This window comes from Gordonia jacobaea (assembly GCF_001186365.1).
Lineage (GTDB): Bacteria > Actinomycetota > Actinomycetes > Mycobacteriales > Mycobacteriaceae > Gordonia > Gordonia jacobaea.
Genome location: NZ_LDTZ01000018.1, coordinates 196980 through 220432 on the forward strand (window position 1 = coordinate 196980; position 23453 = coordinate 220432).

The 23453-nt window shown below is 65.4% G+C and carries 18 protein-coding genes; 6 read left to right on the plus strand and 12 right to left on the minus strand.

All coding sequences use genetic code 11. From position 1 onward, the window contains the following. Positions 1 to 24 precede the first annotated feature (24 nt). Positions 25 to 591 carry a DUF4245 domain-containing protein gene (locus ABW18_RS14255; protein ID WP_049699816.1) on the minus strand — a complete coding sequence of 189 codons (567 nt, stop codon included), beginning with the start codon at positions 589 to 591 and terminating at the stop codon, positions 25 to 27. A 103-nt stretch (positions 592 to 694) separates the two neighbouring features. Between ABW18_RS14255 and ABW18_RS22475 the strand changes: the two genes are divergently transcribed. The 3 genes from ABW18_RS22475 (at position 695) to glpX (ending at position 4181) form a co-directional block, all read left to right on the plus strand. Continuing rightward, entirely contained in the window at positions 695 to 2230 is a 1536-nt protein-coding gene (locus tag ABW18_RS22475) for an ABC transporter permease subunit (RefSeq protein WP_083444420.1), read from the plus strand. Beyond that, the gene (locus ABW18_RS14270; protein ID WP_049699628.1) at positions 2227 to 3021 is read left to right on the plus strand and encodes an amino acid ABC transporter ATP-binding protein; all 795 of its coding nucleotides are present in this window, start codon (positions 2227 to 2229) and stop codon (positions 3019 to 3021) included. Before ABW18_RS22475 ends, ABW18_RS14270 begins: the two co-directional genes overlap by 4 nt. Positions 3022 to 3185: 164 nt before the next feature. Beyond that, complete coding sequence (glpX, locus tag ABW18_RS14275; RefSeq protein ID WP_049699629.1) at positions 3186 to 4181, plus strand: class II fructose-bisphosphatase; 996 nt, start codon at positions 3186 to 3188, stop codon at positions 4179 to 4181. 8 nt (positions 4182 to 4189) lie between these two features. Here glpX and ABW18_RS14280 read toward each other — a convergent pair whose 3' ends face one another. Genes ABW18_RS14280 through ABW18_RS14290 form a run of 3 tightly spaced genes read right to left on the minus strand, consistent with a single transcriptional unit; the run spans position 4190 to position 9374 of the window. Beyond that, positions 4190 to 5626 carry a wax ester/triacylglycerol synthase domain-containing protein gene (locus tag ABW18_RS14280; protein WP_049699630.1) on the minus strand — a complete coding sequence of 479 codons (1437 nt, stop codon included), beginning with the start codon at positions 5624 to 5626 and terminating at the stop codon, positions 4190 to 4192. Continuing rightward, entirely contained in the window at positions 5623 to 7137 is a 1515-nt protein-coding gene (locus ABW18_RS14285; protein WP_049699631.1) for an HAD-IB family hydrolase, read from the minus strand. The genes ABW18_RS14280 and ABW18_RS14285 overlap by 4 nt, the downstream gene beginning before the upstream one ends. Next, positions 7134 to 9374, minus strand: a complete 2241-nt coding sequence (locus tag ABW18_RS14290; RefSeq protein WP_049699632.1) for a glycerol-3-phosphate 1-O-acyltransferase — start codon at positions 9372 to 9374, stop codon at positions 7134 to 7136. Before ABW18_RS14290 ends, ABW18_RS14285 begins: the two co-directional genes overlap by 4 nt. Before the next feature lie 188 nt (positions 9375 to 9562). Here ABW18_RS14290 and ABW18_RS14295 point away from each other — a divergent pair, with 188 nt between their 5' ends. The 3 genes from ABW18_RS14295 (at position 9563) to ABW18_RS14305 (ending at position 13438) form a co-directional block, all read left to right on the plus strand. Further along, positions 9563 to 11251 carry a fumarate hydratase gene (locus ABW18_RS14295; RefSeq protein WP_049699633.1) on the plus strand — a complete coding sequence of 563 codons (1689 nt, stop codon included), beginning with the start codon at positions 9563 to 9565 and terminating at the stop codon, positions 11249 to 11251. 87 nt (positions 11252 to 11338) lie between these two features. Beyond that, a complete protein-coding gene (locus tag ABW18_RS14300) occupies positions 11339 to 12739 on the plus strand; it encodes a class II fumarate hydratase (protein WP_049699634.1) in 1401 nt (466 codons plus the stop codon). Between the two features lie 3 nt (positions 12740 to 12742). After that, a complete protein-coding gene (locus ABW18_RS14305) occupies positions 12743 to 13438 on the plus strand; it encodes a PIG-L deacetylase family protein (RefSeq protein WP_049699635.1) in 696 nt (231 codons plus the stop codon). Here the strand turns inward: ABW18_RS14305 and ABW18_RS14310 are convergent. The 8 genes from ABW18_RS14310 to ABW18_RS14345 all read right to left on the minus strand — a co-directional run bounded on the left by ABW18_RS14310 (position 13425) and on the right by ABW18_RS14345 (position 23266). Then, on the minus strand, positions 13425 to 15041 hold the full coding sequence (locus ABW18_RS14310) for an APC family permease (RefSeq protein ID WP_083444410.1): 1617 nt from the start codon (positions 15039 to 15041) through the stop codon (positions 13425 to 13427). The genes ABW18_RS14305 and ABW18_RS14310 overlap by 14 nt on opposite strands. 162 nt (positions 15042 to 15203) lie before the next feature. Continuing rightward, on the minus strand, positions 15204 to 16490 hold the full coding sequence (locus tag ABW18_RS14315) for an NtaA/DmoA family FMN-dependent monooxygenase (protein ID WP_049699636.1): 1287 nt from the start codon (positions 16488 to 16490) through the stop codon (positions 15204 to 15206). A 23-nt stretch (positions 16491 to 16513) separates the two neighbouring features. Further along, positions 16514 to 17398: an LLM class oxidoreductase gene (locus ABW18_RS14320; RefSeq protein WP_049699637.1), complete on the minus strand. Its 885-nt coding sequence runs from the start codon at positions 17396 to 17398 to the stop codon at positions 16514 to 16516. A 46-nt stretch (positions 17399 to 17444) separates the two neighbouring features. Continuing rightward, positions 17445 to 18719 (minus strand): acyl-CoA dehydrogenase family protein, encoded by a 1275-nt coding sequence (locus tag ABW18_RS14325; RefSeq protein WP_049699638.1) that lies wholly within the window; start codon positions 18717 to 18719, stop codon positions 17445 to 17447. Between the two features lie 75 nt (positions 18720 to 18794). Further along, positions 18795 to 20000 carry a GNAT family N-acetyltransferase gene (locus tag ABW18_RS14330; RefSeq protein WP_049699639.1) on the minus strand — a complete coding sequence of 402 codons (1206 nt, stop codon included), beginning with the start codon at positions 19998 to 20000 and terminating at the stop codon, positions 18795 to 18797. Next, positions 19997 to 21313, minus strand: a complete 1317-nt coding sequence (locus ABW18_RS14335; protein WP_049699640.1) for a hypothetical protein — start codon at positions 21311 to 21313, stop codon at positions 19997 to 19999. The genes ABW18_RS14330 and ABW18_RS14335 overlap by 4 nt, the downstream gene beginning before the upstream one ends. Next, positions 21310 to 22110: an alpha/beta fold hydrolase gene (locus tag ABW18_RS14340; RefSeq protein ID WP_049699641.1), complete on the minus strand. Its 801-nt coding sequence runs from the start codon at positions 22108 to 22110 to the stop codon at positions 21310 to 21312. The genes ABW18_RS14335 and ABW18_RS14340 overlap by 4 nt, the downstream gene beginning before the upstream one ends. A 199-nt stretch (positions 22111 to 22309) precedes the next feature. Then, complete coding sequence (locus ABW18_RS14345) at positions 22310 to 23266, minus strand: L,D-transpeptidase family protein (protein WP_049699642.1); 957 nt, start codon at positions 23264 to 23266, stop codon at positions 22310 to 22312. Positions 23267 to 23453: the final 187 nt, after the last annotated feature.

Consider the following 23453-nt stretch of genomic DNA (forward strand, 5'->3'; position numbering starts at 1 on the left):
TTCCGACAAAAGCGCTCGAGAGCCCTACTTCGGCAGCGGCTGCTGGGCGAGCACCGACTGCGCCATCTGCTCCATCTCGGAGTCGGGACCGCGCGACATCACGGCAATCCGCACGTCGGAGAGATCGGTGATCCAGAACTTGTTGTCGTCGTGCGTCGAATAGGTCACCCAGGTGTGCCCGCCGATGTGCTTGGTGCCCGTTCCCGACGAGACGTCGTCGCCGCCGAGCTTGTCGACGAGATCGTCCTCGGACGCATTGGTCTGCGTGAGCTGCAGATAGGCGCCGGTGCCGGTGACCCAACCGACGTTGCTCGACGTCGCGCCGCCTGCCATCTCCCCAGTGCTGCCCGAGTTCGGCTTCCAGTCCTCCGGCGTCGGGGGGCGTCGAATCGGAAACGGCATGGTCCGCGCGTCCGCGGCCAGTCCGTTGTAGACGTCGTACGCGGGGGTTTTGTCGTCGGACGCGGTGCCGGTCAGTCCCACCGAGCAGTTGCCGGATGCGATCGCCACCAGCGCGCACACCGCCAGCAACGGGATCAGCGTCCAGATCATGTCCTTGCCGCTGGTCAGGATGCGGGGTTTGCTCGCCATGGCTGACGAGTATCCCAGCCGCACGCCGCACCCCTCGTCGCGCCCCTCGACCAGCGTGCCCGCCGCCACAATCGACTGTCACCGCCACGCGGTACGGTGCCGTATGCGCGCGCTACAGCTCGTCGTGTCCCGTGTCGGGTCCGTCGTCCGACTCGGCGGCAGGGGACGCATCGCCGTCGTCGTGTTGTCCGCACTCATCGCCGCGGCGACACTCGCTGCGTGCGCCGGTTCCGAGGATCAACGCAACGGCATGGACGAGATCCGTTCGTCCGGCGTGCTGCGCGTCGGCACCGAGGGCACCTACGCGCCGTTCAGCTACCGCGATCCCACGACGGGTGAGCTCGCGGGCTACGATGTCGACGTCGCGAATGCGGTCGCCAAGAAGATGGGCGTACGAGCCGAATTCGTCACCACCCCTTGGGATTCCATTTTCGCGGGACTCGAGTCGGGCCGATTCGACGTCGTCGCAAACCAGGTGTCGATCACGCCGGAACGCAAGGCCAAATACGACCTCTCCAAGCCATACGCCGTCAGCGAGGGGGTGATCGTCACCCGCACCGACGACAACTCCATCCGCTCGCTCGACGACCTCAAGGGCAAGACCACCGCACAGTCGGCCACGAGCAACTGGGCACAGGTGGCCCGCGACGCAGGCGCGAACGTCGAATCCGTCGAGGGCTTCACCCAGGCGATCAAGCTGCTCAACCAGGGTCGCGTCCAGGCAACCGTGAACGACAGCGTCGCGGTCTACGCCTACTTCGCCGAGACCGGCGACAAGAGCGTCAAGATCGCCGCCAAGACCGGAGACACCAGCGAGCAGGCCTTCGCCGCCAGGAAGAACAGCGGAATCACCGGCGACATCAACAAGGCACTCGACGAGCTGAGCGCCGACGGAACCCTGTCGACCATCTCGCAGAAGTACCTCAAGGCAGACGCCAGCGGAAGCGCTGCCGCGCAACAGCAGCAGGCCGTACCGCGCAGCACGTGGAAGATCATCGGCGACAATCTGTGGCCGATGGCCAAGGCCACGATCACCGTCACCATTCCGCTCGCCGCGATCAGCTTCGTGATCGGGCTGGTGATCGCCCTGGTCGTCGCACTGGCACGGCTCTCACAGACACGAGTGATCAACTGGCTGGCGCGCGTCTACATCTCGATCGTCCGCGGCACCCCACTGTTGGTGCAGTTGTTCATCATCTTCTACGCGCTACCCGAACTGGGCATCAAGGTGCCACCGTTCCCCGCCGCCGTCGTCGCGTTCTCGCTGAACGTCGGCGGATACGCCGCCGAGATCATCCGCAGCGCGATCCTCTCGGTTCCGAAGGGGCAGACAGAAGCCGCCCAGACGATCGGCATGAACTACCGCACGACGATGCGTCGGATCATCCTGCCGCAGGCGGCGCGCAATGCGGTGCCGGGTCTGTCCAACACGCTGATCTCGCTGGTCAAAGACACCTCCCTCGCGTCGACGATCCTGGTGACAGAGCTGCTGCGCGTCGCCCAACTCGCCGCGGCGCCGACGTTCGAGTTCTTCGCGCTCTACACCACCGCAGCCATCTACTACTGGATCGTGTGCATGGTCCTGTCAGCCCTGCAGAACAGGCTCGAGTCCCGCTTGGGAAGGTTCGTGACGCCATGAGTGAACCCATCAGTGATCAGCCGGAGAGAGTCAATCAGCCGGAGAGTGTCGTCGACGTCGCGGGACTGCAGAAGTCCTTCGGCGACAACCACGTTCTGCGCGGGATCGACTTCACCGTCGACCGCGGCACGGTGACCGTCATCCTCGGTCCGTCCGGCTCGGGCAAGACGACCATCCTGCGATCCCTCAACGCCCTCGACATCCCCGACGCCGGCGTCATCCGCGTCGGCGAGCAGACGATCGACTTCGGCGGCACGTACTCGAAGTCCGACGTCACCAAGTACCGCGCGCAGAGCGCGATGGTGTTCCAGAACTACAACCTCTTTCCCCACAAAACCGTCCTCGAGAACGTCATCGAAGGGCCCGTCACTGTGCAGCGCCGCACCAAGGCCGACGCCATCGCCGAGGCAGATCGACTGCTCTCGAGCGTCGGGCTCGCCGAGAAGCGCGACCAGTACCCCCACCAGTTGTCGGGTGGCCAGCAGCAGCGAGTCGGGATCGTCCGCGCCGTCGCGCTACACCCGCAGGTCCTGTTGTTCGACGAACCGACGTCGGCGCTCGATCCCGAACTCGTCGGCGACGTGCTGAAAGTACTCAAGGGGCTCGCCGAGGAGAGTTGGACCATGGTCGTCGTGACCCACGAGATCCGATTCGCGCAGGAGGTCGCCGACCAGGTGCTGTTCGTCGACGGTGGTGTGATCGTCGAGCGCGGAGGTCCCGACGAGGTGATCGCACATCCCGCGCAGGAACGCACGCGTCAGTTCCTCCGTCGCATCCTCGACCCCCTCTGAGCCCTCCACGACCCGCGTGCGCTGCATCGACGCCTCAGATCACGCCCGAGGCGGGTGAGTGAACTCGCACTCGCCATGAAAGGATGATTGACGGGCGTCGTTCGCCCACTGCCGCGTACGCCACTGCGGCCGCGTCACTGCCAACGCCAAGGAGTCGATCAGACATGACAGCCGAGAACCACCAGGCACCCGACCGCAACCTTGCCATGGAGCTGGTGCGGGTCACCGAGGCCGCGGCACTCGCCGCAGGGCGCTGGGTGGGACGCGGCGAGAAGAAGAAGGGCGACGGCGCAGCCGTCGACGCGATGCGCGAGCTTCTCTCGACAGTCTCCATGCGCGGCGTCGTGGTGATCGGTGAGGGCGAAAAAGACGAGGCCCCGATGCTGTTCAACGGCGAAGAGGTCGGCAACGGATTCGGCCCTGACTGCGACGTCGCGGTCGACCCCATCGACGGCACCACACTGATGGCCGAGGGTCGCCCCAACTCGATCGCCGTCATCGCGGTCAGCGAGCGCGGCACCATGTACGACCCGTCTGCCGTCTTCTACATGGACAAGATCGCCGTCGGCCCGGAAGCCAAGGGCGCCATCAACATCGACGAGTCGGTCGAATGGAACGTCAACTCGGTCGCCAAGGCCAAGGGCATCGACGTCGGCGATCTGACCGTCGTCGTCCTCGACCGTCCGCGCCACGCCGACCTCATCGGCGAGATCCGCAGGGCAGGCGCCAAGATCCGCCTGATCTCCGACGGCGACGTCGCGGGCGCGATCGCCGCTGCCGGTGACTACTCGACGGTGGACATGCTCATGGGTGTCGGCGGTACGCCGGAGGGCATCATCACCGCAGTCGCGATGAAGTGCATGGGCGGCGAGATCCAGGGCAAGCTGTGGCCGCGCAACGACGAAGAGCGCCAGAAGGCGATCGACGCCGGACACGACCTCGACCGTGTGCTGGGCACCGACGACCTGGTCCGCGGCGAGAACTGCTTCTTCGCGGCGACCGGCGTCACCAATGGCGACATGCTTCGCGGCGTCACCTACCGCCGAGGCGGTGCGACCACTCGTTCGCTGGTCATGCGCTCGAAGTCGGGAACCATCCGCCGTATCGAGGCGGTGCACCGCACCACCAAGCTGCGCGAATACGCCCGCCTCGACATCTAGCGAAACCCTTATACGACGCGCCGCATCCCGACCCGGTCGGTGACATCACCGGTCGGTTCGGCGACGGCGAGCACCTCGTCGAACCCGGCGACTATGCACTCGGCGAACAGCTCCGGATCCGAGATCGACGCGGCGTCGCAGTTCATCCCGAGGCATGCCGTGGCATTGTGCGTGATCATCGTCGCCATCACCGCGCATCCCGGGAGCGGACCGAACGGGAACAACCGCTCGACCTTTGCTCCCGCGACGAACGTCTCCCACGGGATACCCGGTACGTTGCTGGCCTGCAGATCGTTCATGCTCGTCGCGCCACTGAACTGACCGAGCAGCTCACCGGGCATCCACGCCAGCACCGATCCGAGTGTGTTGAAGATGTCGACGGCGGGCTCAGTGCGTGCGGCACGCACCTGTTCGCGGATCGTCAACACCCGCTCGAACGGGTCGTCGATGCCCATCGGGCCGGCGAGCCTGCCGACCGCGATACGGTTACCGCCCTCGGGATCCTCTGGTCGACGCACCGAGATCGGGATCGCGACGGGAATCGCGTCGACCTGCTCGCCCATCTTCTCGTGATAAATGCGGAAGCCACCGATCAGCCCGCCGAGGTAAACGTCGTTGATCGACGCCTTCATCGACTTCGCCACGGCTTTCAACTCGACGAACGGCACCTCGAACGCGAGAAAGCGCCACGAGAGACTGCGCTCCGCGAGCAGTGGCGAACCGGGCGGACTGACGAGGCCGGCAACGCGCGGCACCGAGCGCCCGTATCGCAGCACCTTGCTCAACGCATGCTTGGGATCGGTCAGCGCCAACGCCCCGCGCAACACCACACCCGCCCGGTACGGGGTACGTCGAATCTCCTCCCCCACCTGTCGAGCGAGTACCTCGAGCGCCGACAGTTCGGTCGGCGGCGGCGCGGGCGGTTGAGGCTTGTTCGGGATCGGCTCGCGCGACGGCGAATGCAGTTGAGCGAGAGCGAGAATCGCGCCGAGCCCATCGGTCAGCGCGTGATGTGCCTTGAGGAAGTAGGCGGTCTTGCCGTCGGCGAGACCGGTGATCAGGTAGCCCTCCCACGGCGGTCGCGCCGGGTCGAGCGCGGTCATCGCCAGTTGCTCACACGTCGACAGCAGTTCGCCCATCGAGCCGTCGCCGGGCAGCCTGATGCGTCGAACGTGATAGTGCAGATCGAACTCCGGGTCGACGGCCCAACTCGGGGTGCCGGTGTGCAGCGGCGAATCCACCACGCGCGAACGGAATCTGGGCGCCATGCGGCTACCCCAGTCGTGTGCCGCGATCAGTCTGTCCCAGTCGGGTTCGCAATCGTAGATCTCGATCATCGAGATCGTCCCGCGCAGTCGACGGTCGGTGTCGCCGCGCCACATCAGCGCGTCGACCGGACTCATGTGCTGCTCGGTGCCCCACTCGAGGGGTTGATCCTCACTCATTCGACAGCCTCCCCTGCGTCGTCACTGCGGCTCTCGTCCTGTTGCGAATCATCGTGTTCTGCAGTTCCGTTCGGCTCCGGCCACTCCGCCAGCGCGGTGATGAACATCTGGCGCACCTCCTCGGTGTGGTCGTCGATCGTCTCCGCCTGCCACTCCGATGTGTCGACGGGCGGCAACACGCGCACCTCGATCGTGCCCGGTGCCACGAGTTGCGAACCGCGCCACATCAATTCGCCGACGTTGCGCAGCACGACCGGAACGACGGGCACCCCTGCCTGCATGGCGATGTGGAAGGGCCCCTTCTTGAACCGTCCGATCCGAGGCGTCGGCGACCGCGTGCCTTCCGGCGCCACGACCAACGACGCACCCTCGTCGCGCAGTTTGCGGACCGCAGGCTCGAGCTGATTGATGGCCTTCCCGGCGTCGGCCCGATCGATGAACACCAGCCCGGCCGCGTCGAGAATCTGACCGAACACCGGAAGCCGCTGGATCTCCTTCTTCGCCACACCCGTCGCGTCGCGCTGTATCAGGTGGATCATGACGGGGAGATCGAGTTTGGACTGATGGTTGAACGCGAACACGCACGGGCGGTCCGACGTCAGGTACTCGTTGCCGTCGAGCACGTCGACATGCACACCGGCCAACGCCAGCCCGACGTCGTTTCCGGTGGCGATGCCCGTCTGGACGGCGCTCTCGAATCGACTGCGCGCCACGACACCGCCTGCGATTCCGGCGGCGGCACCGGCGAGAAACGACCCGTACATCGCACCGGTACGCAGAGCCATCCCGAAGCGATTGTGTGATGGATTGCGTAGTTCGAGGATCAGCCACCCTCTGGACTCCGCCTCGGCCCGCAGCGTCCTCCGAGGCGAGACCGCCGCGGGATGTCCGACGCTTTCGAGATACGGGATGTCCTCGTTGCCGTCGCTGTAGGCGAACGACGCGTCGAGATCCATGTCGTGTTCGCGCGCCAGTGAGCGCACCGCCGCCGCTTTGCCCGGCCCCCAGAGCGGACGGCCGAGCACCTCCCCGGTGACGATGCCGTCGACCACCTCGACGTCGGTGGCCAAGGCGTGATCGGCCTCGATCTCGCGTGCGATGGGCTCGATCTGGAATCGCGTTGCCGACGACGCGATCACGATACGGTGCCCCATCTCGCGGTGCGCGTTGAGGATCTGCCACATCTGAGGACGTAGTTTGGCGGCCGTCTCCTGCCGAAAAAGCCTGTCCCCCAGGTCCAACAGTTCCGCGTACGTCTTCCCGGCGAACGTCGGTTTGGTCGCCTGGAGCACCTCGGCGTAGTCCTGTTCGGATTCCACTCCGCGCAGGCCGATGAGTGCGAAGTCGGCGACCTCTCCGATTCCGAACTCCATACTTCGAATCCGGGCTCCGAAAAGCGCTGTCGCAGAGAATCCTTCGATCAGAGTCCCGTCGTAGTCGAAGAACGCACCGATGTGCTTGCCGCGAGGTGCAGAGCGGATCTCGGCCAGGCGGTCGCCCAGTGCGCTCATACCGCCGTCACTCCCGTCTGCTTCGCCTCGATCTCGGCAATTCTGGCTAGACGATCCCGCATGTCTTTGACCTCATCGAGCCACTCCTGCCGTGCCGCAACCAGATCGCGTCCGTCGTGGGGATCGATCAATCCACGATTGTCGGCCAGCTTGTACGCGGCGGTGTAGAGCTCGGTCGACACCGAATCCCTGCTCTTCACGACGCCCTGCAGCGCAAGCTGCTTACCCAACCCGAGGCAATCGGCGATGATCTCCTGCTTCTCGCGGGACTCCTCGCCGAGTTCCACCAGCCGCCGGGACATGACCAACTGTGCGTCGAAGAACGGCTGAAGGGTTCTGCGGGCAAACAACTCGCCCGACATCGCGACGAAGGTGTCGTGCAACCATGCGGGCGTCGGCCTGACGGTCCGCCACTCGGGCGCGATGAGATCCATCTCGGCGCCGAGACGGTGCAGAAACTCCTGCTTGGTCGGGAAGAAGAACTCGAATTTCAGCAGATCCCGAATCCGCAGCGCCTCGGCTTGTGCTGCTGCCAGACGTGTTTCGCGATCGTCGTCGATGGTGCGACGGTCCGCAGCGAACAACGCGACCTCGACGATCGCGCGGTCGACGAAATGATGGATCGCTCCATTGCGGTAGTACGCAGCCACCGCGTGGTTCTCCCCGGCGATCGACCACACATCGTCGACGCCGCCCGCGAAATGGGTCAGCACGCCCGCGTCGGTCAGTTCCTTCAACGTCGATTTCAGACCGAGTCCCCGGCACATCGCCGGATCAGGCCCCGGTAGCTCGCGCCGCTCGATATAGGCGAGCAGCGGTCGCAGGATGTCCTCGATCTCCTTGGCGGTATACGCCCGGTCGCCCGCCCCGAGCAGTGCGAAGCCTGCGAGCGACGTCGCCGAGATCGGTGTCGCCGCGTTGATCTCGTCCATCACCTTGAATGCGATCTTCTCCAGGCGTGCGGGATCGTCCTCGCTCAACTCCAGGATCGACTCCCGCAGCGAGAACGGTTCGCCGAACCGCACTCGCGCCTCACCGAGGTAGGACCGCTGAGCCTTGGCGTACTTCAGCAGCCACGTCACATCTTCGGGTTTCTTTGCGCCACCGGCGGATTCGCGCGCGATAGCCGCGATCTCGTGAAGCTGGTCGTAGACGATGGACGTGGGCACGACCATCATGTCCGCGGTGTCGAGTTGCTCGACGGCGTCGACGACGTAGGCGAGCAGCCCCATCATCGGCGGGCGTAGCTTGCCCGTGCGACTGCGGCCACCCTCGATGTACCACTCGAGGTTGAAACGCTTCTCGACGATGAACGACAGGTACGCGCGCATCGCGAACTTGTAGATCGGATCGTCGCCGAACTTGCGGCGAATGAAGATCACTCCGGCGCGTCGGGCGATCGCCGCGAGCGGCCAGAGCGCGAGGTTGTTGCCGCCGAGTACCAGATTGGGCGGAAAGTCGTGGCGCCGTAGCGCATCCGAGAGAACCAATGTGTCGACGTACGACCGGTGCGACGGCAAGAACACCAAGCCGTGCGTCTTGTTGAGACTGCGCAGTTCACTCAACGTGTCGAGGTCGACAGAGACCGTCCAGGTACGTTCGTACAGCTTGCCGAAGGTCGTCGAGAACACGTCGTCCATCAGCGGGCTCTGTGTGGCCACGAACGTCGACATCTTGTCGATCGCATCCTGAATGATCGCCGCTGCCGGACGTCCGAGATCGGCGGCGAGCTTGGCGGCATTTGCCTGAAAGCGAGCCGACGAACCGATCTGCTGCGCGACGAGTTTCGGCACCTTGTAGCGGTCACCGATCAGTTGCCGTTCGGCGCGCTCCGCCGACAGGGCCGCCGCCACTTCGACGAACTGGCCGAAATCCTCTCCCTCGGCTGACGACTGCTCATGCCTGCGACGCAATTCCTCCACGGTCGCCGGTTCCCCGGCGACCACACGAACGCGATCGGGCGCACGCTTCTTGATCGCCCCCTGCCGAAACGCAGGGGGTCGACGCGGGTTGGACAACACCAGAACGTCGGCCATCGACACGCGGCGCTCGCCCTTGCGCATCGGCGGAAGCCAGACGACGCGGGCGGGAATCAGCGTCGTGGCCGGGTCGAGGGCTTCGGGATCGACTTCGTCGAGTGTGCGCACCGGGGCGTCGGGATGCTTGCTCGCCGCCCATTCGGCGACTGCCTCGCGTTCACAGTTCGTCCGAACCTCGGCGAGCACGATTGCAGCCAATGGGTTCCCCTCCCGTGTTGACATCAGTGAATCGGACACAGTTCAGTGAACTGTGATCCACCACACAGTAATACCCCTTCCGTTCGTCACGCACATCGGACTAGTAGCGTGACGAATCCCCGTGGCGTGGCCCACATCAGGTACCGGGACACCGGAGGGTCACTGACCGGCCGCGATAGGATTCTCGCGTGAGCAAACCAGCCCTTGCTCCGGAGTTTCGCTATGCCGAATTGCTACCCTCCGGCGCCGATGACACGCCCTATCGCCTGATCACCACAGAGGGGGTCTCGACGGTCGAAGTCGACGGCCAGACCTTCCTCAAGGTCGCGCCGGAAGCTCTCGAGCGCCTGACGTCAGAGGCGATGCACGACATCAGCCACTACCTGCGCCCCGCACACCTGCGGCAGTTGCGCAAGATCATCGACGACCCCGAGGCGTCGGGCAACGACCGTTTCGTCGCGCTCGACCTGCTCAAGAACGTCAACATCTCCGCAGGCGGTGTACTGCCGATGTGTCAGGACACCGGCACCGCGATCGTCATGGGCAAGAAGTCCGAGGGGGTGCTGACCGGCGTCGACGACGGCGAGTGGATCTCGCGCGGTGTCTTCGACGCGTACACCAAACTCAACCTGCGCTACTCACAGCTCGCACCGTTGACGACGTACGACGAGAAGAACACGGGCACCAATCTGCCTGCGCAGGTGGAGATCTACTCCACGCAGCAGGGGCCGAAGGGACCTGAGTACAAGTTCCTCTTCATGGCCAAGGGCGGCGGCAGCGCCAACAAGTCCTTCCTGTTCCAGGAGACCAAGGCGATTCTCAACCCCGACCGCCTGCTGACCTTCCTCGACGAGAAGATCCGGTCATTGGGTACCGCCGCCTGTCCGCCGTACCACCTCGCCGTCGTCATCGGCGGGACGTCGGCCGAATTCGCTTTGAAGACAGCGAAATACGCGTCGGCGCACTATCTCGACACGCTGCCGACAGAGGGCTCGATGTCGGCGCACGGCTTCCGAGACGTCGAGTTGGAGGAAGAGGTCTTCAAGCTGACACAGTCCTTCGGAATCGGCGCTCAGTTCGGCGGTAAGTACTTCTGCCACGACGTCCGCGTCGTGCGTCTGCCTCGCCACGGGGCATCGTGCCCGGTGGCGATCGCCGTCTCGTGCTCGGCCGACCGCCAGGCGCTGGGCAAGATCACCTCCGAGGGCGTCTTCCTCGAGCAACTCGAAACCGATCCGGCGCAGTACATGCCGGACGCCGGCGTCGCCGAGGACATCGAGGGCGGCCAGGTCGTCGACATCGATCTCAACCGGCCGATGCCCGAGATCCTCGCCGAACTGTCGAAGTACCCGGTCAAGACCCGACTGTCGCTGACCGGACCCCTCGTCGTGGCTCGCGATATCGCACACGCCAAGATCAAGGAACGCCTCGACGCCGGCGAGCCGATGCCGCAGTATCTGCGCGATCATCCCGTCTACTACGCGGGTCCGGCCAAGACTCCCGCGGGCATGGCGTCGGGCTCGTTCGGGCCGACGACGGCGGGTCGCATGGACTCCTACGTCGAGCAGTTCCAGGCCGCGGGCGGATCAATGGTCATGTTGGCCAAGGGAAATCGCTCGAAGCAGGTCACCCAGGCGTGCGACGCCCACGGCGGCTTCTACCTCGGTTCGATCGGTGGCCCCGCCGCACGCCTCGCCCTCGATTGCATCAAGAGCCAGGAGGTCATCGAGTACCCGGAGCTCGGCATGGAGGCGGTCTGGAAGATCGAGGTCGAGAACTTCCCTGCGTTCATCGTCGTCGACGACAAGGGCAACGACTTCTTCACCGATCCGTCGGGCACGGTGACGGTCCCGCTGGGGGTGCGTGTCAGGTCCTGACCGGGCCGAGAATTGGCGGCAGGTCGCGGCGAGTAGCGTGGATTGAGGTAGTCCTAACCCACCGCAGACACTCGGAGGACGCATCAGATGAGCGAGCAGCAGTACCGCATCGAGCACGACACCATGGGCGAGGTCAAGGTCCCCGTCGACGCACTCTGGCGCGCACAGACGCAACGCGCCGTCGAGAACTTCCCGATCAGCCACCGCCCGCTCGAGCGCACGCAGATCCGTGCGATGGGACTACTCAAGGCCGCATGTGCGCAGGTCAACAAAGACCTCGGGCTGCTCGACGCGACCAAGGCCGACGCCATCATCGCCGCGGCCAAGGAGATCGCCGACGGCAAGCACGACGACCAGTTCCCCATCGACGTGTTCCAGACCGGGTCGGGCACCAGCTCGAACATGAACGCCAACGAGGTCATCGCGTCGATCGCGAAGGCGAACGGCGTCGAGGTTCACCCGAATGACGACGTGAACATGTCGCAGTCGTCGAACGACACCTTCCCCACCGCGACACACGTCGCAGCAACCGAAGCCGTCGTCACCGACCTGATCCCCGCGCTCGATCACCTGCGGTTGGCACTGCTCGCCAAGGCAGAGGAATGGCGTGAGGTGGTCAAGAGCGGTCGTACCCACCTGATGGACGCGGTACCGGTCACGCTCGGCCAGGAGTTCAGCGGCTACACCAGGGCTGTGGAAGCAGGCATCGAGCGTCTTGTCGCGACGCTGCCGCGGGTCGGCGAGGTACCCATCGGCGGGACCGCCGTCGGAACGGGTCTCAATGCGCCCGACCACTTCGGCACCAAGGTTGTCGAAGAACTGGTCAGGCTCACCGACGTCGACTCGATCACGTTGGCCAAGAACAACTTCGAGGCTCAGGCGGCCCGCGACGGACTCGTCGAGCTCTCCGGTCAGCTCAAGACCATCGCGGTCTCGTTGACCAAGATCGCCAACGACGTCCGGTGGATGGGTTCCGGTCCGCTCACCGGGCTGGCCGAGATCCACCTCCCCGACCTCCAGCCGGGCAGTTCGATCATGCCGGGCAAGGTCAATCCTGTTCTCCCCGAGGCAGTTACGCAGGTGGCGGCGCAGGTCATCGGCAACGACGCCGCGGTGACCTGGGGCGGCGGCAACGGCGCGTTCGAGCTGAACGTCTACATCCCGATGATGGCGCGCAACGTCCTCGAATCACTGAAGCTCCTCGCCAACGTCTCGCGATTGTTCGCCGATCGCTGTATCTCCGGCCTGAAGGCCGACGAAGACCGTCTGCGGACTCTCGCCGAGAGCTCACCGTCGATCGTCACGCCGCTCAACTCGGCCATCGGTTATGAGGAGGCCGCGGCCGTCGCGAAGCAGGCTCTCAAGGAGAAGAAGACGATTCGGCAGACCGTTCTCGATCGTGGTCTCGTCCCCGACAAGCTCAGCGAAGAAGAGCTCGACAAGCGCCTCGACGTGTTGAAGATGGCCAACCTCGATCACAAGCGCTGAGTCGTGGCCGATCTCGCGCCCTTCCCCACCGACTGGCAGACGGCGCTGGTGCTCGTGGCGCACCCGGATGATCCGGAGTACGGCATGGCGGCAGCGGTCGCGAAGTGGACGGGCGAGGGCAAACACGTCGTGTACGCCCTGGCGTCGAGCGGCGAGGTCGGCATCGAGGGCATGGCGGCGGCCGAAGCAGGTCCTCTCCGCGAGGGCGAACAACGCGCGTCTGCCGCCATCGTCGGTGTTGACGACGTGGAGTTCTGGGGCTTTCCGGACAGCAACATCCGCAACACTCCCGAGCTACGCGCGGTGATCGCCGAGACGATCCGACGCGTCGGCCCGCAGGTGGTGCTGTCGCTGTTTGGTGGGGCCGAGTGGGCGCCCGGAACTCCCAACCAGTCCGACCACATGGAGTTCTCCGCGGCGGTTCTCGACGCATACGATTCACTCGGCGACGACGCTCCGCAGTGGCTGTTCGAAAACGGCCCACACGCCACGCATGCCGTCGACGTCACCGAGCAGGTCGACGTCGCAGTGAGTTCCCTTGCGGCACACGAGGTGTACCTCGGCGTGCTCGATCCCGGTACACCGGTCATCGAGCAGGCCCGAGCTCAGATCGAAGCCGTGACAACGCCGCGCGACGACTTCGGTGGTCGTCGCGCGGCGTGCTTCGAACTCAAGCGGCCACGCGCTACTTCGGCGTGACGGACGAGCTGGTCTCGGGTTCGTCGGCCGGAAATTCATCGGCCTGCCGTTCGTCGGACTTGAAATCGTCCGCCTGCAGTTCTTCGGCGATGTCGGCGTCGGCAAGTCGCTCCTGCTCCTCTGCGGACAGAGTCTGAATGGTGCCGATGCGCGCCGCGATCTCCGGTCGCGTCACCCGGAGGTAGACGTACCACGCCACGCCCGCCGCGAGTATCGCGAGATATACGAACGGCAGGATGTTGAACGGGAACTCCGGAACCGGGTACAGGTTGTTGACGATCACGTAACCGAGAGCCACCACCGCGAGGCCCGACACGATCGCACGGAACGGCGTGAGCGCCTTGATCTTGTACAGCCAGATCGGTGTCGCGATCACCACGAGCAGATAGCTCACCAAGAAGCCCCAGTTGGTGACGTACGCGCCGTACACGTCGAAGACGGTGCGGCCGGCCGAACTGAAGGTGGCCACAATCGAAAAGACAAGTGCCGCAGCACCGACGAACGCGACGCCGACCCACGGTGTGTGGTACTTGGAGTGGACCTTGGCGAACACGCGCGGCAGTGCGCCCTCATGCGCGAACGTGAACAGCGACCGCGCAGCCGAACTCGTGACCGCAGTGACGAAGACGATGAAGGCGACAGCGACGGCAGCGCTCGTCACCGGCTTCACCCATCCCACACCGGACGAGTCGGCGAGCTGCGGCAGAATCGCCTTGTCTCCGTTGATCCCGTCGAAGTGCAACACCTGCGGATACGTCGCGATGATGTACAGCACACCGATGATCAACACGACGCGCAGCAGCGCTTTCGAGATCGACCGGTGCGCGTCCCGCGCTTCGGCACCAAGCGAGGCAACGCTTTCGAAGCCCGCGTAGGCACCGACCGCCGTCACTGCCGCCACGAATGTCGAGCTGTGGCCGAGGTTCGAGAGGCTCCACTGCTCGGTGTCGAAGTGCCACCCGTAGGAGACGTAGGCGGCCACGATGATCACTGCGATGGAGATCAGCGCGATGACCTCGAACACCAACTCGTACTTCGCGGCGAGCGACGCACCGCGAATGGGTAGGTACACCGCGAGCCCGACGACCAGGAAGACCAGCAAGAGTCGGAACCACGAAGCCTCCGAACCGATTCCGAGTTCGAGAAGGAAGGAGTCGACGTAGAGCACACCACCGAGTGTCCCGGTCACCGAGAATCCGACGTAGCCGATCAGCAGGCTGAAGCCTCCGACGAACGCGAACGCGGGTCCGAGCCCGTTACCGGTGTAGGTTCCCAACGAGCCGGACGACACCGTCCGCCGCGCCTGGAAGCTGATGGTGGTTGCCAGCAGCACGGCGATCACCAACCCGATGATCGCCGCCCACGCGGCACCCTTGCCCGCCGCGGTGTACAGCGCGAACGGAACGGACGCGACAGCGACGCTCGGTGCCGCAGCGGCAAGGCCCTGCGCGAAGACCTCCCAGGAGCCCAGCGTGTTCGAGCGCAGACCACCCGGTTGCTCTGTGACCGTCGATCCGGCGGCTGCGCCTTCTGGCACGTGCGGTGGCGCTGGTGGTGTGTGCGCCGCCTCGGGCGGGCGCGTCGACGTCGAGTCGGTGGTCATCTCGATTCCTCTCGGACACCCATCGCCGAAGACGGTTACTACCCGGCCGTCGGATCTGGGTATCTTATGTATTGCGCTGTGCGCGAATGGGATTGATCGAGAGAAGTATGCTGGCCGACGACGCTGTTGCCAGCCCTTATTCTCTGCGCGGTTCTATCCCTGTCATCCGAGCGGTGCCGACGACGCCGCGGCACGCAGATGTCCACGCAGAGTGTCGGTCTCGTAGTCGTGGCGGTAGAGCCCCCGTCGACGCAGCAGGGGTACCACCTCGTCGGCGATCACAGCGAGACCGTCGATCAGCGCATCCGGCTGCAGATTGAAGCCATCGATCGCACCCGCGGAGAACCAGTCGTCGATTCGATCGACCAATTGCTCCGGGGTGCCCACGAATCCGGCGTGGCCCGAACCCGTGTAGCGGGTCTGCCGCAGGTACTCGCGGACCGTGGGATTGGTGCGTCGGATCTGCGCGACGATCGACTCGCGGAAACCGATGCTGCCACTGAAGGTCTGGAGGTCGGCAGGTCCTGCGAGCACCTCCTCGGGGAACGGAGCGTCGAGGTCGAGTTTCGTCGCGTCGACGCCGATCGCGTGCGACAGCCAGCCGACCGAGTACCACGCCGGACTTCGGTCGTGGAGTTCGTCGTTCCGCCTTCTGGCTTCCTCCTCCGTGCTGCCGAGGGAGACGAGCAGACCGGGAAGGATCTTGACGTTGTCGGGTGATCGACCGTATGCCAACGCTTTTCGCTTCACCAGACGATAGTGTTCGACCGCTTTGTCGCGTGTCAGTTCCGCGGCGAAGACGCCCTCGGCGACCCGCCCCGCCAGGTCGCGGCCCGCAGCCGACCCACCCGCCTGGAACAACACCGGATGCTCGCCACTCGACGGCGTGCGCAGGCGCCCCTCGACGGAGAAGTGGGCTCCCCTGTGCCGAACCTCGCGTCCCGTGTCCGCGGATCCCCACAGTGCACGGACCACATCGACGAACTCGCCTGCGCGCTCGTAGCGATCGTCGCGTGGCGGGACGTCGGGTTGCCCGAAGTTTCGCGCCGCCGCGGGTCCCCGGGTGGTCACGATGTTCCAGGCCGCCCGACCCTGTGACAGGTAGTCGAGCGTCAGCAATCGCTCGGCGAGCTCGACCGGATCGTTGAACGTCGTCGACGCCGTGGACACCAACCCGACCCGCTCCGTCGCCGCCGCGACATGTGCCCAGTTGACCGTCGGCTCCAGATGCGCCGGATTGGCGTCGTATGCAGGGTCACCGAGTGCGGGGGCGTCGGCGAGAAAGACTGCGTCGAGTGTCCCTCTCTCGGCGATCCGACCGATCTCTTCCCAATAGTCGGGCGAGACAAACGATTCCGCGCTCAGGCCTGGTGTCTGCCATGAGGCGGGCACGTAGCCGAGGACGAGTGCGTTGATGCCGAGTATGACGTGGCCGTCGCGTCGGGTCATGGGAGTTCCTCTCGGAGTGGAGGTCAGGGTGCGTCGAGCGGTTCCGGCCGTGCGAATGCCACCCGACGCAGATCCCGCGGTGCGACAGGTAGTCCGAGCGCAGTCCGCAGCGACAGGCCCGGCGCGATCGGTCGGGAGATCGCCAGCAGCTTCTCCGCCGCATCGGCCAGCGCTGCGGGCGACAACTCGTCGTCGCGCAACAGAATTCCCTCGACGTCGGTCGGCAACTCTGCCGTCGACGAAACCTCACGGACAGCGCTGGTCGGCCCGACGACGAGGTCGACATCGCTGCGGGTGCCGGCCTCACGCACGCCGGAGTGGTACGTCGCGATCACCGACGGACCGGTCGCGGGCTCCGGCACCGTCAACGGACCAGAGATCCGGTAGGGGTCCTCGAGGTCGGCGAACTGAATCTGGTCCGACTCTACGAAGATCCCCGACGCACGGTCGGCGACGACCGACGCGAACGGCCAGGTCTGTTCCAGGACGCGTACCGCGTGCGCGATGTCGTCGACGGACACGGCGTCGTGGGTCCACGGGTCACCCGCAGGCACGTACGGGTCCCTCACGCCGAGGAGCACGCCGGTCCTCCCCCGCGAGAGATGCCCGGCGGATGCGACTCGTCGAGCGAGGTTGTAGGGATGATCGCGACGCGACGACGCCGCGAACAGGAACCGGGACCGTGGAGCCTGCCTTGCGAGAAATGTTGTCGCAACGGAGGATTCCAGCGTCGTGCGACCATCCGGCCCGGCGGCCCCGCCAACGTCGTCGGCACCATTGACCCGATCGATGCCGACGACGGTGAACGCCAACGGCAGCGAATCCCAGCGCGCGGCGAGCGCACGATCCGCCAACAGCGCGCCCACCTGCTCACCGGTCAATCCGACCGCGACGTACGGTGCACTCATCTGCCCTCTCCCCTCAGTTGCCTTGTCCCTTCAGTTGCCCGTCTCCTCAGTTGCCCTGTCCGCCACGGCCGAATGCCGAGAAGTCGGGTACGGGGTCGACACCGTTGACCAGCCAGTTGCCCACGATGCGCGCCTTGTAGACCCGCGGATTGTGCGATGCGAGGGTGCGCGCGTTGCGCCAGTGGCGGTCGAGTGCCTTGTCGGTGGAGACTCCGGATGCGCCGAGCGCGTCGAAGATCTCGGTGGTTGCCGCGAGTGCGGCGTCGATAATGGTGAGTTGCGCCTGGTCTGTGGCGAGTTGGGCATCCGTGACGCGAGCCCTGCGGAGGTCGAGGTCTCCAGATGCGTGCGCCTCGGCGATACGATCGAGCGCCCGACCCACCTCACGCAGCGCGGCGTCTGCGGCGTAGGCGCGCGCTGACACTCCGCCGATCACTGCCAGTAGCTGAGGGTCGTTGGCGGGCACCGGATCCAGCCCCTGCGGATAGTTGCGCTTGCGCGCTCGGAGCGCCTCGATCCCGTCTCGCAGGGATGCGTGAATGATTCCGGTGAGTACCGCGAGGATCGCCACCTGGTAGAAGTGACCCTGGTAGACAAAGCGTTCGGTGATGTCGAAGACGTTGTCGGGCTCGGCGGGCACGTCGACGTAGCGCGCACTCCCGCTGGCGGTTGTCTGTTGCCCGAATCCCGTCCAGTCGTCGACGAGTTCGACACCGGGATCGTCACGGCGCACGAGCGCGGTGAGCAGGCCGCCGTCGTCGGATTTGCCGATCACGTCGAGCCAATCGGCGAAAAGGCTTCCGGTGGCGTAGAACTTGGCTCCGCTGACGAGGTAGCGCTCGTCGTCACGTCGCACTGTTGTCGCGATTGTTGCGTACGTACCGTTGTTGGCCTCGGTCCAACCCCCACCGACGAAATCGCCCGCGAGGAAACGCTCGATCCACCGATCGTTGCCCGCCGACTGCGGCGCGTTGAGTCGATCTTCGACGAACGCCAGATGGTTGCGGAACACGTGCGCGATGTTCGCGTCCGCGGCGGCCAGTCGCGACAGCAGCAGAAATGTCTGTTCCAGTGATGCGCCCAGACCGTCGAACTCCACGGGAATCCTGATGCGCCCCAGTCCTTCTCGGACCAGTTCGGCAACCTCGTCGTAGCCGAACGAGCGGTCGTGTTCGCGCGCGACGTTGGAGGCCGCGATGCGCTCGAATGCCGGCGCGAAACGCTCGACGAGCTGATCGTAGTCGGCGGTCGGCTCGCGCAGATAGGTGGTCCAACCCTCGACCTCGTGCGCGGAAGCCGGGTGTGTGGTGGTCTCGGTCATCGGGAGATCCTTCCTGTCGGCGAGGGCCGACACATGACATACGGGTTGCGTGCGGCGAGGCCGAAAACAGTCTCGTCAGAAAACAGTGCCCGCGAACAGCGCACCCGCGGCGAACAGACCGTCGAGTCGGTCGACAGCCGACGCGGCAGACACGTCGACGCGTCCGACTTCTGCCAGCGACCTCCACCGCGTGCCGCCGAGATAAGCGGCGGCGAGCGTCGCCACATCGGTCGTTGCGTCGGACTTGCCCGTCACGCGTTCGGTCCCCTTGGGCCCGATCTCGAATACCGCGTTGTTGCGATCGATGAGCGGGTCGACGACCTCGAGCCGGACCGGGTCGTCGATCCGGTACGTCCTTGCGCGAAGCGCCGATTCGACGTCGACGAACCGCAGCCATGTTTCGTCGTGCGCCGCGCCCTGCCGGACCGCTCGCGGGTCGGTGACGGCCAGCGGCAGCGAATCATCCAGTGCGACAGCGGGCCACTCGATCAGGTCGACAAGGTCGAGTGTCAGTAGGTGGCGCCACAACGCTGCCCGCGCGGTCGGCCCCGACGCCACGAAGTCGACGACGGTGATCGTCTTGGCGTCACTGCTGAACCAATGGTCGGGGTCCTCCGGCTTGTAGACGACGTAGCCGTCGTCGACTCCATCGGAGCTGTGCACGGCGACGTAATGCTGCACGGGTGCGGCGTCGCGTCGTAGTTGCTGCAGTCGCCACCAGCCTGCCGGACGGTCGATTGCACCGACCCAGGTTGCGGCACGTCTGTAGATGTCTTCCAGGAGTTCGGTCGTGACCGCGTCATCGACGAGCCGCACGTCGTTCGTATCACCGTCGGGCACGGTGTCGCGCAGCCTCGCTCGGCGCGCGTCGATGGTCACGGCCCGACTCGAACTCGCGATCCCGTAGCCGAAGCGTTCGTAGATCACGGCCTCGGAGGCACGCAGCGTCGCCACCACCTCTCCCCGGTCGGCGATGTCATGCAGTTGACGCTCGATGAGTCCGGTGACGATTCCCCGGCGACGGTGGGTCGGCAGCACGCCGACGTGTGTGACGGCCGCGTGGGGAACGCGTGCACCGCCCGGAACGACAAGCTGGCTCGAGTACGAGTCCGCGCCCCCGACGATGACCTCGCAGTCGAATGCGCCCAGATACCGGCCTTCCTCGGTGATGGTCGCGGCGTCGAGTTGTCCGAACCGCAGCCCGACCATCGACCGGAGGAACACCCGGAAGGCGGCATTGACCTCGGCGGGGCCGGACAGCGGTCGGATCGCGACGCTCATCGATGCCACGTCCGGTCATGATCACGGTGGGTATCCAGATATGCGCCCGGCCCGAAGTGGTGGTCGTAGAAGTCGGTGTCGATGTGTTGTGCCTGAAGGTAATTGAGGATGTGCACCGTCGGCACGGTACCCGGGATCTTCCCGAAGGTGTCGTCGACGTACGCGATCTGCTCGGTGAGCAGTCGAACGAAGTCGTCGTCGTAGCGCGCCGCCGAACCGCGAACGCGCGGGTTGTCACTCCACGGTCCAGGGGTGTCCGGATGAAATGGCCCACCGGGACCGAACTTTCGCTCCGTAAATCGTGCTACCGCCTCGGCAGCGTCTGCGACGTGCGGACGCGACAGCGTTTCGAACACGCCGGGCAGTCCTGTCGGATTCGGTAGGGCCCAACGGTCGTCGGTTTGCACCTCCAAGCCGAGTCCTGGTACCCCGGGATCGCCCGACGCCCCGAGGATCGAGAGCCGGTCGATCCCGTCGAAGGTCCACCCGCCGAGTCCCAGCGCGCCCAGAATGAGGTGGCCGTTGTAGGCGGCGGTGATCAGTTCCGCGCTCGCCTCGGCGAGTGTGTACTGCTCGACGAACGACAGCGGGAACGGGTCACCGGCGTGGCGCAGCGAAGAGTCTGTGCCACCGGGGATCTCACGTCCGTTGATGTCGTCGTACAGGCCATAGCCGTTCTGGAGGAAGAATGCCACGTTGGCGATGAAGTGCTGCGCCAGGTCGGCGATCGGTATGACGAGCAGCGAACCCGGATGGTTGGCGATCCAGGTGTTGTGGCCCTCGAGGTAGGGCTCTTCGCGCGGGAGGTAGATGCGGTCGTCGGAGATCTTGCGGTACCGACCAACCGTCTCCGCGAGCCAGGCCTCGATGTCCGTGTCGGACGCCGACCCGTCGTCTGGCAGTTCACTTTGAGGTTGTGCGTCGCGGCTCGACAAGAAGTAGGTACCCGAGTCGTCGGTGAAGAAGAACTCTGTGGTGTGAAACCCGGCCGCGGACGGGAAGGTTCGGCCCGTTGCGGTGCCCGAGTAGTTCGGCAGCGCGGGCGCGTATCCGGGGTGGTGGCTGATCCCGAAGTTCCAGCCGGTCACTCCGGTGACAGCGGCGAGCACGATTGCACGCTCGGTGTCGCTGAGCGGCTGAACCGGTTTGTTGCTGGCGAAAGCCAGTTCTCCCGAGGGGATTTCACCGCCAACCGGAAAGCGGCGTGATCGGCGGCCGGTGATAGCCCCGAGCAGTGGGAAGCTCGTGAGGTCGGCAAGCGCGCGCCGTTCGTGCTCGTCGAGCACGAAAGTGGCTGCGGCAGTTGAGGTCATGCGTTCGCTCCGGTCAGGGCGTGATCGACGACGTGGCGGCCGACGTGGTCGGCCACCGCGCGGTGGGCCGTCTCGTTGAGCACGTCGTGCGCGGCGTCGTCGATGATCTCGACGCGAAGTCCGGGCAGTCGGTCCTGCCAGGCGAGCACGCCGGTCACCGGTGCGATCTGGTCGTCCGAACCGTGCACTGCCAGAACGGGTGTCGACAACGTCGGCAGTTCCTCGTCGAGCCGCGCCCACGCCGGTTCGAAGAGTGCCTTCAAGACCTCGACGACATCGGCTCCGGTGAACGCCAACGGATCGTTGGCCAACTCGTCGCGATAGAACGGGTCGGCCGACAGCGCGTCGAGGTCGAGTTCGAAACTGCCGCCAGCCTCGGTCACCGAACTCAGCCACGGTAGCGGCGACAGCGGGGCACCCGAGATCACGACACTGGAGTACCTCGACGGCTGATCGAGCGCCGCGAACAGCGCACCGAGACTGCCGAGCGAATGTCCACTGATCGCGAGTGGCAGCTCCGGCGAGCGTGCTGCGGCAAGGTCGGTCAGGGCTCGCGCGTTGTGCACCACGGCGTCGTACGATCCGACGTCGCCGCGCTCACCGTCGGACAATCCGTGGCCCTGCTGGTCGAGTGCCCAGAGTTCGACGCCGTGCGCTGCCAACTCCGCTGCGTAGCGGTGGTAGAGCCCCGAGTGCTCACCGAATCCGTGCAGAAGTATCAGCGCGGCTGTCGGCGTGGTGTTGGTTGGCCAGTGCCGGTAGAAGATCCGACCCTGCGCGCCGTCGAAGAAGGGCATGGTTCACTCCTGTTGTGGGCTGTGATGCGCCCGAGAAGCATCGCGCACCACCACATTTCACGACAGCCTTTGAACCATTCGGATTCTGAGCCGACACCCGCGCCGCTACATGTGTGCCATATCGAAGGACGTGGGTGCTGCAGCACCCACGTCCTTCGATTCGACCCACAGTCAGCGCGTTGCTACTGGCCCCGGGGTGCTATTTGGTCCCGAGCAGAGTCGGGATGAGGTTGACCAGTTGCGTCAACAGATCGCTCAACCCCTTGTCGCCCAGGATGTCTGACACTCCCGGCACGCTCGGCGTTGTGGGAGTCTTCGGCGTCGTTCCCGACGGCGCGGTGGTTGACGGCCCGTCGCCCGTGGGGGCGGCGGCGTTGACGCCGATGGTGATCTTGGGGTGCTTGGCGGGGTCGAGCCACGCGAGGATCTTGCGCATCACGTCGCGATCGATTGCGACGCAGCCCATGGTCGGCTCGCCGTTGGTGACGTGGAGGAACATCGCCGACGCCTTGCCGGGGGTGCGCTGCGGGTTGTGCGCGATGTTGACCGCGTAGTCGTACACCGGACCCGCGTCGTAGAGGTTCTCGCTGTCGCCGCCGGGGCTGTTCGCCTGGCGCACATGGGTGTTGTACGTCGGGGACTTCATGTTGGAGTCCCACCAGTCCTGACGCGTCGCCTGGAAGTACGGCATCTTGGTGCCGGGATTGGCCTGCCTACCGAATGCCTGGTCCAGCGCGAAGGTGCCTTCCGGCGTGCGATACACGTTGTCCTTCGGCTCCCCCATTCCCAGCGAGCCCAGGAACGCCTTGGTCGGCCCGAACACGGGCTTCCACGACTTGTCTGCGCCCTTCTCGAATGCGGTGAGCGTCGCGGTCGGGTCGGACGCCTTCGGTGCCGTGACCACGATCATCTGGCCCGTATCCGACGCTTGCGGCCCCGGCTTCGACGATCCGTTACCCGCGAGGGTGTCCAAGATTCCATCGACCTGCGGGATACCGAGAGAAGGCGACGTCGGTGTCGGAGTGTGGGGTGTCGTGGGTGATGTCGGGGCGGGTGATGTGGGAGTCGTCGAGGTTCCCGGCGCGGCCAATGCCTGGCCGGCACCGGCAACGATTGCAGCCATCACCGCAATCACTACAAGTCCCAACAGTCTCATTCGCCTCATCAGTAACTTCTGCACCACATAAGTGTGGCAAATGGCAAGACGGCGTGAGTCTCAGGGGCATCACAGTGCTGCACTGATCGGGTGACAGAGCGGCAGAACTGCTACTTGAACATGAACTCAGCCTCATCTATTGTCTCTTGGTGACGTAGCACACACTGGCCGAAGTCAGCGACTACTC

Bases quoted from the DNA above. Each gene is read 5' to 3' on its own strand.
- ABW18_RS14255 (WP_049699816.1), bottom strand. From the start codon at position 591: ATGGCGAGCAAACCCCGCATCCTGACCAGCGGCAAGGACATGATCTGG.
- ABW18_RS22475 (WP_083444420.1), top strand. From the start codon at position 695: ATGCGCGCGCTACAGCTCGTCGTGTCCCGTGTCGGGTCCGTCGTCCGA.
- ABW18_RS14270 (WP_049699628.1), top strand. From the start codon at position 2,227: ATGAGTGAACCCATCAGTGATCAGCCGGAGAGAGTCAATCAGCCGGAG.
- glpX (WP_049699629.1), top strand. From the start codon at position 3,186: ATGACAGCCGAGAACCACCAGGCACCCGACCGCAACCTTGCCATGGAG.
- ABW18_RS14280 (WP_049699630.1), bottom strand. From the start codon at position 5,626: ATGAGTGAGGATCAACCCCTCGAGTGGGGCACCGAGCAGCACATGAGT.
- ABW18_RS14285 (WP_049699631.1), bottom strand. From the start codon at position 7,137: ATGAGCGCACTGGGCGACCGCCTGGCCGAGATCCGCTCTGCACCTCGC.
- ABW18_RS14300 (WP_049699634.1), top strand. From the start codon at position 11,339: ATGAGCGAGCAGCAGTACCGCATCGAGCACGACACCATGGGCGAGGTC.
- ABW18_RS14310 (WP_083444410.1), bottom strand. From the start codon at position 15,041: ATGACCACCGACTCGACGTCGACGCGCCCGCCCGAGGCGGCGCACACA.
- ABW18_RS14315 (WP_049699636.1), bottom strand. From the start codon at position 16,490: ATGACCCGACGCGACGGCCACGTCATACTCGGCATCAACGCACTCGTC.
- ABW18_RS14320 (WP_049699637.1), bottom strand. From the start codon at position 17,398: ATGAGTGCACCGTACGTCGCGGTCGGATTGACCGGTGAGCAGGTGGGC.
- ABW18_RS14325 (WP_049699638.1), bottom strand. From the start codon at position 18,719: ATGACCGAGACCACCACACACCCGGCTTCCGCGCACGAGGTCGAGGGT.
- ABW18_RS14330 (WP_049699639.1), bottom strand. From the start codon at position 20,000: ATGAGCGTCGCGATCCGACCGCTGTCCGGCCCCGCCGAGGTCAATGCC.
- ABW18_RS14335 (WP_049699640.1), bottom strand. From the start codon at position 21,313: ATGACCTCAACTGCCGCAGCCACTTTCGTGCTCGACGAGCACGAACGG.
- ABW18_RS14340 (WP_049699641.1), bottom strand. From the start codon at position 22,110: ATGCCCTTCTTCGACGGCGCGCAGGGTCGGATCTTCTACCGGCACTGG.
- ABW18_RS14345 (WP_049699642.1), bottom strand. From the start codon at position 23,266: ATGAGACTGTTGGGACTTGTAGTGATTGCGGTGATGGCTGCAATCGTT.